Here is an 11102-nt window from a genome sequence, read left to right as displayed (position 1 = left end):
GCCGGGGAGCACGCATGAAACAGCACCATGAGACGTCCGCGGGTGACTTCCACCACCTCGTGGACCTGCTGTGCCATCGGGCGAGCACCCAGGGCGACGCGCTCTTGTATCGCTTTCTCGAAACGGGCGACGTGGATGGCCCGGTGGAGGAGTGGAGCTACGCCCGGCTGGACGCGCGCGCGCGGGCGCTGGGCGCGCTGCTGCGGGCCTCGGGCTCACCGGGAGACCGTGCGCTGCTGCTGTATCCGCCGGGGATGGAGTTCGTGGCGGGCTTCATGGGCTGCCTGTACGCGGGCGTCGTCGCGGTGCCGTGCTACCCGCCAGACCCGACGCGGCTGGAGCGCACCCTGCCCCGCCTGCGGGCCATCGCGCAGGACTGTGGCGCGCGCTACGTGCTCACGACGAGCTTCATCCTGGAGATGTCGGAGCTGTTCAAGCCGCAGGCGCCGGAGCTCGCGGCGCTGCAGTGGCTGGCCAGCGACGCGGTGCCGGAGTCGATGGCGGCGGACTGGCGGCGTCCGGAGCTCCAGGGCGGCACGACGGCGTTCCTCCAGTACACCTCCGGCTCGACGGGCAACCCCAAGGGGGTGATGGTCAGCCACGCCAACATCCTCCACAACGAGGCGCTCATCACCCGGGGCTTCGGCCTGGATGCGTCGCGCTCGTCGGGGATGGGGTGGCTGCCCATGTTCCACGACATGGGGCTCATCGGGAAGGTGCTCCAGCCGCTGTACCTGGGCTTCCCGTGCACGCTGATGTCGCCCATCTCGTTCCTCCAGCGTCCGCTGCGCTGGCTGGAGGCCATCTCCCACTACCAGGCGACGTGCAGCGGCGGGCCCAACTTCGCGTACGACTTGTGCGTCCGGAAGGCCACCGACGAGGACCGCGCGAAGCTGAAGCTGGGCAGCTGGGAGCTGGCGTTCAACGGCGCGGAGCCGGTGCGGCGAGAGACGTTGGAGCGCTTCGCGGAAGCTTTCGCGCCTTGTGGTTTCAAGCGTACGGCATTCTACCCCTGCTACGGTCTGGCGGAGGCCACGCTCATCGTCACCGGAGGCACGCAGGGCGAAATGTTCGTCCACGGCGACTTCTCCGCGGACGCGCTGGAGCAGGGTCGCGCCAAGGCGCCGGAGACCGGTGACACGCGGGCGCGGACGCTGGTGGGCTCGGGCGTGAGCGCGCTGGACCAGGAGGTGCTCATCGTCCAGCCGGAGACGCGCGAGCGGCTCGGCGCGAACCAGGTGGGCGAGGTCTGGGTGCGCGGCCCCAGCGTGGCGACGGGCTACTGGGAGCGTCCCGAGGAGAGCGCGCACGCGTTCGACGCGCGGCTCGCGACGGGCGAGGGCCCGTTCCTGCGCACCGGAGACCTGGCCTTCCTGTCGGAGGCGGGGCAGCTGTTCGTCACCGGCCGACTGAAGGACCTGCTCATCATCCGCGGCCGCAACCTGTATCCGCAGGACCTGGAGCTGGAGACGGAGCGCGCGCATCGCGCCATCCGCGCGGGCTGCTGCGCGGCCTTCAGCGTGGAGGTGGAGGGCGAGGAGCGGCTGGTGCTCGCGGCCGAGGTCGACGTGCGTGACGGCTTCGACGCGAGCGTCGTCGTGGGCGCCGTGCGCAAGGCGCTGGCGGAGCAGCACGCCGTGCACGCGCACGCCATCGTGCTGCTCCAGGCACGCAGCATCCCGAAGACGTCGAGCGGGAAGATTCAGCGCCGCGCCACGAAGGCGGCGTGGCTCGCGGGTGAGCTCGAGATCGTCGAGGCCTCGGTCGCCGCGGCGGAGCCTTCGCCGAGCGTCCCCGAGTCCACCATCCCGCTCAAGGAGCAGCTGGCCACGGCGGAGGACAGCCAGCGACTCGCGCTGGTGGAGGACTTCCTGCGGCGGGCCGTGGCGCGGGCGCTGCGGCTGGATGCGTCGACGCTCCCGGGCGACACGGAGCTCGCGGGCCTGGGGCTCGACTCGCTGATGGTGCTGGAGGTGCACGGTCAGCTGGAGTCGGAGCTGGGCGTGGCGCTGCCCGCCGCGTTCCTCTGGGTGAGCCCCACGTTGGAGGCCGCGGCCCTGCGGCTCCTGGAGGCGTGGCGCGGCGTCCGGCCCGAGCACTCGCTGGTGGCGCCGCCGCTGAGCGCGGGGCCTCGGGAGGGCGAGCATCCCCTCTCCTCCGGTCAGCTCCGCCTGTGGTTCCTGGACCGCCTGGTCCCCGACAGCGCGCTGTACAACCTCCACTTCCAGCTCCGGCTCACCGGAGCGCTGGACACCGGCGCCCTGGCGCGGAGCCTGGACGCGCTGGTCGAGCGTCACCCCGTGTTGGGCGCGGCGTTCCCGGAGGTCGACGGCCAGCCCCGGCTGGTGGTGCGCGGCGGCGTGAAGCTGTCATTCCCCGTCGTGGACCTGCGCTCCGTCGCGCCCGAGGCGCGTGACGCGGAGCTGCGCTGGCTGTCGCTGGAGCAGGCGCGTGAGCCCTTCCGGCTGGTCGAGGGCCCCGCGGTGCGCGCGTCCCTGGTGACGCTGGGCGAGCACGAGCACGTGCTGCTGATGACGCAGCACCACATCGCCACCGACGGCTGGTCCATCGGTGTGCTGGCGCATGAGCTGGCGGCGCTGTACCGCGCGCAGCTGACGGGCGAGGCCTCCGAGCTGCCCGCCGTGAAGCTCCAGTACACGGACTTCGCCCGATGGCAGCAGGGCCTGGGGCCGCTGCTCGACACCCAGCGCGCGTACTGGGGCAAGCAGCTGGCGGGCCTGCCCCGGCTGGAGCTGCCCACCGACTTCCCGCGTCCGCGCGAGCCCGGGTTCCAGGGCGCGCTGCATCACCTCACGCTGGAGCGCCCGCTCGTCGAGTCCCTGCGCGCGCTGAGCCGCCGTGAGGGCTGCACGCTCTTCGTCACGCTGACAGCCGCGTGGACGGCGCTCCTGCACCGTTACAGCGGACAGGCCGACTTCGCCGTGGGCACGGTGGTGGCGAACCGCGAGCGCCCGGAGCTGCGCGACGTGGTGGGCTTCTTCGCGCACACGCTGGTGCTGCGCACGAATCTCTCCGGCGCGCCGAGCTTCCACGAGCTGCTCTCCCGCACGCGACAGACCTTCCACGAGGCGCTGTCCCACGCGGACCTCCCCTTCGAGGAGGTGGTGGGCGCGGCCCGGGCTCCGAGGGGCGGCGCGGACAACCCGCTGTTCCAGACGGCCCTGCTGCTGGAGGCGCTGCCCCCGACGAACCTGTCGGTGCCCGGCATGCAGTGGCGGCCGGTGCTCCCGGTGCCGGATGGCGCGGTGGAGGGCACGTCGAAGTTCGACCTCCAGCTCTCGCTCGCGGAGGGCGCGGACGGGCTCACCGGCGCGCTCGAGTACCGCACGGACTTGTTCACGCCCGCCACGGTGGCGCGGCTGGCCCTCCACCTGGAGACGCTGCTGCGCGCGGTGGTCGACACCGTGGAGACGCGGGTGGACGACCTGCCGCTGCTCGGCGCGGACGAGACGCGACGGCTGCTGGTGGACTGGAATGACCTCACGCCCGCGAGCACCGAGGACACCTCCATCCACGCGCAGTTCCGGGCGCAGGTGGCCAGGACGCCGGACGCGGTGGCGGTGGCCGGTGACGACGCGACGTTGACCTACGCGGAGCTGGACGCGCGCTCCAACGCGCTGGCGTGGCACCTGCGCGCCCAGGGCGTCGGCGCCGAGACGCGCGTGGGGCTGTGCGTGGAGCGCTCGGCCGCGATGGTGGTGGCGATGCTGGGCGTGCTCAAGGCCGGCGGCGCGTACGTGCCGTTGGACCCCGAGTATCCCCGCGAGCGCCTGGCGTACATGCTGGAGGACTCGGGCGCTCCGGTGTTGCTCACGCAGACGCACCTGCGCGGCGTCATCCCCACGGGGAGCGCGCGCGTCGTCGCGTTGGAGGACCTCTCGCTGACGGATGGCGCGCAGCGGGACACGCCTCCGCCGTCGAACACGGGCGCGGGGCACCTCGCGTATGTCATCTACACGTCCGGCTCCACGGGGCGCCCCAAGGGCGTCATGGTGCCGCACGGGGGCGTGGCCAACTTCTTCTCGGCCATGGACACGCGCATCGGCCATCCGCCCTCGGGCGCGTGGCTGGCCGTGACGAGCATCTCCTTCGACATCTCCGTGCTGGAGCTGCTGTGGACGCTCACGCGCGGCTTCAAGGTGGTGGTGCAGGGCGAGGGCGCGTCCATCAAGGCGCCCGCCCGGGCCTCGGCGGCGCGCGCCACGCCGATGCAGATGAGCCTCTTCTACTTCGCGGACGACGCGGAGGCCTCTGCCGGCGACCGCTACAAGCTGCTGCTGGAGGGCGCGAAGTTCGCGGACCGTCACGGCTTCGCGGCGGTGTGGACGCCGGAGCGTCACTTCCACGCCTTCGGTGGGCTGTACCCAAGCCCGTCCGTGGCGGGCGCGGCCATCGCCGCGGTGACGGAGCGCGTGGCCATCCGCGCGGGCAGCGTGGTGCTGCCGCTGCACCATCCGGTGCGCGTCGCGGAGGAGTGGGCGCTGGTGGACAACCTGTCGCGGGGCCGCGTGGGCATCTCCGTCGCCTCCGGCTGGCACGCGAACGACTTCGTCTTCGCGCCCGAACGCTACGAGCAGCGCCGCGAGCTGATGCTGGAGGGCCTGGAGACGGTGCGCCGCCTGTGGCGCGGCGACACGCTGCGCTTCCCGGGAGGCGCGGGCACCCAGGTGGACGTCACCCTGCGGCCGCGTCCGGTGCAGAAGGAGCTGCCGGTGTGGCTGACGGCGGCGGGCAACCCCGACACGTTCGTCTCCGCGGGGCGCCTGGGCTGCAACGTCCTCACCCACCTGCTGGGACAGACGTGGGAGGACCTGGAGAAGAAGCTGGCCCTCTACCGTGAGGCCTGGCGCGCGGCTGGACACGCGGGCGAAGGGCACGTCACGCTGATGCTGCACACGTTCATCGGCGAGGACGCCGCGACGGTGCGCTCGGTGGTGGAGAAGCCCTTCCGGAACTACCTGCGCAGCTCCGCGGACCTGATGCGCGGACTGGGCCGGACGCTGGGCGTGGACCTGGACACCGCCACCGAGGCGGACCTGGACCGGCTGGCCGCGCAGGCCTTCGAGCGCTACTTCGAGACGAGCGGACTCTTCGGCACGCCGCGCTCCGTGCGCGAGCGGATGGAGCAGCTGCGCGCCCTGGGCGTGGACGAGGTGGGCTGCCTCATCGACTTCGGCATCCCCGCCGACACCGTGCTGGCCAGCCTGCCGCTGCTGCACGAGGTGAAGTGCCAGGCGGACCGGGACGGCGCGCGCCAGCGCACCGCGCGCTCCATCCCGCTCAACCTGCGCGAGCACGCCGTGACGCATCTGCAGTGCACACCCTCGCTGGCGCGCGCCCTGCTCGCGGACTCCGAGTCCTCCGAGGCGCTGCGCGGCCTGAAGCGGTGGATGGTGGGCGGCGAGGCCCTCCCCTCCTCCCTGGCGACGTCGCTGCGGCAGGCGCTCCCCGAGGACGCGCGGCTGCTCAACATGTACGGCCCCACCGAGACGACCATCTGGTCCTCCACGCACGACGTGCGCGGCGAGGCGGGGCCGGTGGTGTCCATCGGCACGCCGTTCCTCCGGACCCGGTTCTACCTGCTCGACGCGCGGCTGCGGCCCGTGCCCGTGGGCGTACCGGGCGAGCTCTACATCGGCGGCGCGGGCGTGGTGCGCGGCTACCTGTCGCGTCCGGAGTTGACGGCCGAGCGCTTCGTGCCGGACCTGTTCTCCTCCGAGCCGGGAGCCCGGCTGTACCGCACCGGAGACAGGGCCCGCTGGCGCGATGACGGCACGGTGGAGTTCCTGGGCCGCGTGGACCACCAGCTCAAGGTGCGCGGCTTCCGCATCGAGGCGGGCGAAATCGAGGCGGTGCTCAGCGCGCGGCCCGAGGTGCGCGAGGCCGTGGTCGTGGCCCGCGAGGACTCACCGGGCGACGTGCGGCTGGTGGCCTACGTGGTGGCGCGCGACGGGCAGACGGTGGACGGGACGGCGCTGCGCGACGCGGTGGCGCAGAAGCTTCCCGAGCACATGGTGCCCTCCGTGGTGGTGGACCTCCCGGTGCTGCCGCTCACGCCGAACGGCAAGGTGGACCGCAAGGCCCTGCCCGCCCCCAGCGCGGCGCGGACCTCGCGCGCGGCCTTCGTCGCGCCGCAAGGCCAGCTCGAGCAGCAGATCGCCGACATCTGGAAGCAGGTGCTCAAGGTCGAGCAGGTCGGCGTGAACGACAACTTCTTCGACCTGGGTGGGCACTCACTGCTCATGGTCCAGGTCCACGCGCGGCTCAGGGCAGTGCCCGGTGGGGACCTGCCGCTGCTCAAGCTGTTGGAGTACCCCACCGTCAGCGCGCTCGCGCGCCACATGCGCCAGGGGACCACCGCGCAGGCGAGCCCGGTGGAGACGGCGCAGGACCGCGCGAAACGCCAGCTCGAGAGCCTGAAGCGACAGCAGCAACGGGCAAGGAAACAGGGGTAGGTCCGTCATGGGTCGTCACAAGGTGTACGAGGGTGACTCGGGGCTGGCGGTGGCCATCGTCGGCATGGCCGTGCGTGTGCCCGGCGCCGCGGACGTGGATGCGTTCTGGCGGATGCTGCGCGACGGTGTGGAGGGCATCACCCTCTTCTCCGACGACGCGCTGAGGTCCCTCGGGGTCGACCCCTCCTTCCTGGCCAACCCGAACTTCGTGCGCGCCGGAGCGGTGCTGGAGCGCCCGGGCCGCTTCGACGCGGGGCTGTTCGGTTACGCCCCTCGGGAAGCGGAGCTGTTGGACCCGCAGCACCGCGTCTTCCTCGAGTGCGTGTGGACGGCGATGGAGCACGCCGGTTACTCCACGGGACGGATTCCGGGCACCTCCACGGGCGTCTTCGCGGGCTCGAGCCTCAGCAGCTACCTGCTCTTCAACGTGCTGTCGCGCGAGGAGTTCCAGCGGGCCGAGGACACCTTCCCGGCCATGGTGGCCAACGACAAGGACTTCCTCGCCACGCGCGTCGCCTACCACCTGGACCTGCGCGGCCCCGCGTTGACGGTGCAGACGGGCTGCTCCACCTCGCTGGTGGCCACGCACCTGGCCTGCCAGTCGCTGCTCGGCTACCAGTGCGACATGGCCATCGCCGGTGGCGTCTCCGTGCACATGCCGCAGCGCACGGGCTACCACTACCAGGAAGGTGGCATCACCTCGCCGGATGGGCACTGCCGCGCGTTCGACGAACGGGGAGAAGGCACGCTCTTCGGCAGCGGCGCGGGCGCGGTGGTCCTCAAGCGCCTGTCGGACGCGCTCGCGGACGGTGACACCATCCACGGGGTCATCCGGGGCTCGGCCATCAACAACGATGGCGCCCTCAAGGTCGGCTTCACCGCGCCGAGCCAGAGCGGACAAGCCGAGGTCATCGCCCGGGCGCAGAGCCTCGCGGAGACGCCGCCGGACTCCATCACCTACGTGGAAGCGCACGGCACGGCCACGCCGCTGGGCGACCCCATCGAGGTGCAGGCGCTCGACATGGTGTTCCGCCGAGGCACCGACAAGCGCGGCTTCTGCGGGCTGGGCTCGGTGAAGACGAACGTCGGACACCTGGACGCGGCGGCCGGCGTGACGGGCCTCGTGAAGACGGTGCTCGCGCTGGAGAACGCGGAGCTGCCCGCGAGCCTCCACTACGAGAAGCCCAATCCGCGCATCGACTTCGCGAACAGCCCCTTCTACGTCAACACGAAGCTCGCGCCCTGGCCCGAGGGTCCGACGCCGCGCCGCGCGGGCGTGAGCTCTTTCGGCATCGGCGGCACCAACGCGCACCTCATCGTGGAGGAGCCGCCGTTCAGTGAGCCGGGCGACGCGTCTCGCGCCTGGCAGCCGCTCGTGCTCTCCGCGCGGACGCAGACGGCGCTGGAGGCGCAGACCTCGGCGCTGCTCGCGCACCTGAAGGCGCACCCCGAGCAGCAGCTCGCGGACGTGGCGTGGACGCTGCAGACCGGCCGCAAGCACCTGGACCTACGTCGGGTCATCGTGTGCAAGGACCGCGAGGACGCGGTGCGGGTCCTGGAGACGCGGGATCCGCAGCGGCTCTTCACGCTCTCGCCCCGCACGACGACGGCGTCGCTGGTGTTCATGTTCCCCGGGGGCGGCGCGCAGTATCCGGACATGGGCCGCGGCCTCTATGACGCCGAGCCCGCGTTCCGCGAGGCGGTGGACCACTGCTGCAAGCTCTTGCGGCCCAGGCTGGGCTTCGACCTGAAGCCCGTGATGTACCCGGACGCGGACTCGGCGGCGAGCGCGGGACAGCGCCTCAAGCGCACCTCCCTGGCGCTGCCGGCGCTGTTCACCATCGAGTACGCGACGGTGAAGCTGTGGGAGTCCTGGGGTGTGAAGCCGGAAGCGGTCATCGGCCACAGCCTGGGTGAGTACATGGCGGCGCACCTCGCGGGCATCTTCTCGCTGGAGGACGCGCTCGCGTTGGTGGTGATGCGCGGCAAGCTCTTCGAGGAGCTGCCCGGTGGCGGCATGCTCAGCGTGCCGTTGCCCGAGTCGGAGGTCCGTCCGCTGCTCGGGGAGACGCTGTCCCTGGCGGCGGTGAATGGCCCCGCGCAGTGTGTCGTCGCGGGCACCGTGGAGGCCGTGGAGGCCCTGGCCGCGGAGCTGACGCGCCGCGAGGTGGAGTTCCGTCACATCCCCATCGACGTCGCCGCGCACTCGTACGTGGTGAACCCGATCCTGGACCGCTTCAGCGACTTCATCCGCACCATCAAGCTCAACCCGCCGACGAACGTGCAGTTCCTCTCCAACCTCACCGGCACGTGGATCGACCTCGATGACGCCATGGACCCGTCGTACTGGGTGCGGCATCTGAGGCAGACGGTGCGCTTCGGGGACGGCATCCGCGAGCTGGCCAAGGACCCCGCGCACGTCTATCTGGAGGTCGGTCCGGGCCGGACGCTCAGCACGCTCGCGCGGCTCCAGGTCAACGGACCTTCCGCGCCGGCGGTGCTCTCCTCCCTGCGCCATCCTCAGGACCCCGTCACGGACGAGGAGCACCTCACCGCGACGCTCGGGAAGCTCTGGGCCGCGGGCGTCGAAGTGGGCTGGACGGCCGTGCGAGGCCAGGCGCGGCGGCTGCGCGTCCCGCTGCCGACGTACCCCTTCGAGGGACAGGACTACTGGCTCGCGCCCGAGGCCCCGTCCGCACGGCGTCGTTCCGCGGCGAACAAGAGCGCCGATGTCTCGAGCTGGTTCTATCTGCCCTCCTGGAAGCGCGCCCCGCTGGCGCCGCCGCGCGCTGGCGCCGTCACGCCGAAGGACTGGGTCGTGTTCGTCGACTCCACCGGCGTGGGCTCGGCCCTGGCGACGGAGCTGGAGGAGCGAGGCCACCGCGTCGCGCGGGTGACTCCAGGCGCGCGGCTCGAGGAGCGGGGCGAGAACCACTTCAGCCTGGACCCGGCGGATGCCGACGAGCCGGGCTTCCTGCTGCTCGCGCTGAAGTCGAAGGACTTCAAGGTGGAGCGCATCGTCCACCTGTGGAGCCTGGATTCGCGCGAAGGCGAGCAGGACGCGTTCGGCAACGAGCGCTTCGACCAGGCCCAGGCGCGTGGGTTCCATCCGCTGCTCCGCCTGACGCGGGCGCTCACGGAGGCGGAGCTGCCTGGCCCCGTGGAGCTGACGGTCGTCGGTCGGCAGGCGCTCGACGTGGAGAGCTCGGATGAAGTCGCTCCCGAGCGCGCCACGCTGCCCGCCCTGTGCAAGGTCATCCCGCAGGAGCACGACTTCCTCTCCTGCCGCTACGTGGACCTTGGCCGCGGTCCCGTCGCGCTCGACACGCGGGCGCTGGTGCAGGAGATGACGAGCACGGCCCCCGGGACTCGTGAGCCTGTCGTCGCCTGGCGCGGGACGAATCGACTGGTGCAGACACACGAGCCCGTGCGCCTGGAGGCGGACACCCAGCCCGCGCGTCCCTTCCGCACGCGCGGCGTCTACGTCATCACCGGTGGCCTGGGCGGCGTGGGCTTGATGATCGCCCGCTACCTGGCGCGCCAGCATCAGGCGCGGCTCGTGCTGGTGAGCCGGTGGGGTCTGGAGATGGACCGTAGCGGCCACAAGCGCCGCGCGGTGAAGGAGCTGGAAGCGGCGGGCGCCGAGGTGCTGCTGGCTCGCGCGGACGTGGCGGATGACATCCTGCTCCGCGTCGCCATCACCCAGGGCGCGATGCAGTTCGGCGAGGTGCACGGCGTCATCCACGCCGCGGGCCTCGCGGGCGAAGGCGCCGTGGCGCTGCTCTCCGGCTTGGACGCCGCCGCGTGCGAGCCCCACTTCCGCGCGAAGGTGCATGGCACGTACGCGCTGGAGCTCGCGCTCGCGGGTCGTGAGCTCGACTTCGTGATGCTGGTCTCGTCCAACGCCTCGGTGCTCGGCGGTCTGGGGCTCGCGGCCTACGGCGCGGCGAATGCCTTCCTGGACGCGTTCGCGACCTCGCGCTCGAAGCAGGGGCTGACGCGCTGGGTGAGCACGAACTGGGACGGGTGGCCCTCGGTGGACGAGGAGTCGCGGGAGACCAAGACGAGCCTGGACACCTTCGCCATGACGGAGGCCGAGGCGGTGGAGGCGTTCCGCCGCGTCGCGGAGTCCTCGCTGGGGGGACAGGTGGTCGTCTCCACCGGCGACCTGGAGGCGCGCGTGGCGCGCTGGTTGAAGGGCGAGGGCGTTCAGAAGAGCCAGGACACCTCGGGTGGCGCGACGCACGAGCGGCCGCAGCTGGGCACCGAGTACGTGGCGCCCACCGATGACCTGGAGCTGGCGCTGACGAAGGTGTGGCAGGAGCAGCTCGGGCTGGCGCGGTTGGGCATCCACGACAACTTCTTCGACCTGGGCGGCAACTCGCTCTTGTGGCTCAAGATTGTCGGACGACTGAAGCGGGAGCTGGGGCGCGAGGTTCCCCTCACCTCCGTCTTCGAGGCGCCCACCGTGGCCGCGCTGGCGAAGAAGCTGGGCGCGCTCAACGCCCCGTCGGATCCGCCCGGCTTCGAGTCGAGTCAGAACCGTGGAGCCGCGCGACGCGAGCGGCGCAGCCGCCGTGAGTGATGGATTGAAGGAGCGGACGCCGTGGACGTGAAGCAGCCGTC

General features: G+C 71.9%; 2 protein-coding genes. Both read left to right on the top strand.

The annotated features are described in order from the left end of the window. Positions 1-14: 14 nt before the first annotated feature. A complete protein-coding gene (locus tag LXT21_RS39715) occupies positions 15-6476 on the top strand; it encodes a MupA/Atu3671 family FMN-dependent luciferase-like monooxygenase (protein WP_254043456.1) in 6462 nt (2153 codons plus the stop codon). A 7-nt stretch (positions 6477-6483) separates the two neighbouring features. Beyond that, complete coding sequence (locus tag LXT21_RS39710) at positions 6484-11061, top strand: type I polyketide synthase (protein ID WP_254043455.1); 4578 nt, start codon at positions 6484-6486, stop codon at positions 11059-11061. The last annotated feature ends 41 nt before the right edge of the window (positions 11062-11102 follow it).

The sequence above is a fragment of the Myxococcus guangdongensis genome, assembly GCF_024198255.1.
Lineage (GTDB): Bacteria > Myxococcota > Myxococcia > Myxococcales > Myxococcaceae > Myxococcus > Myxococcus guangdongensis.
This window is presented reverse-complemented; position numbering and strand designations above follow the sequence as displayed.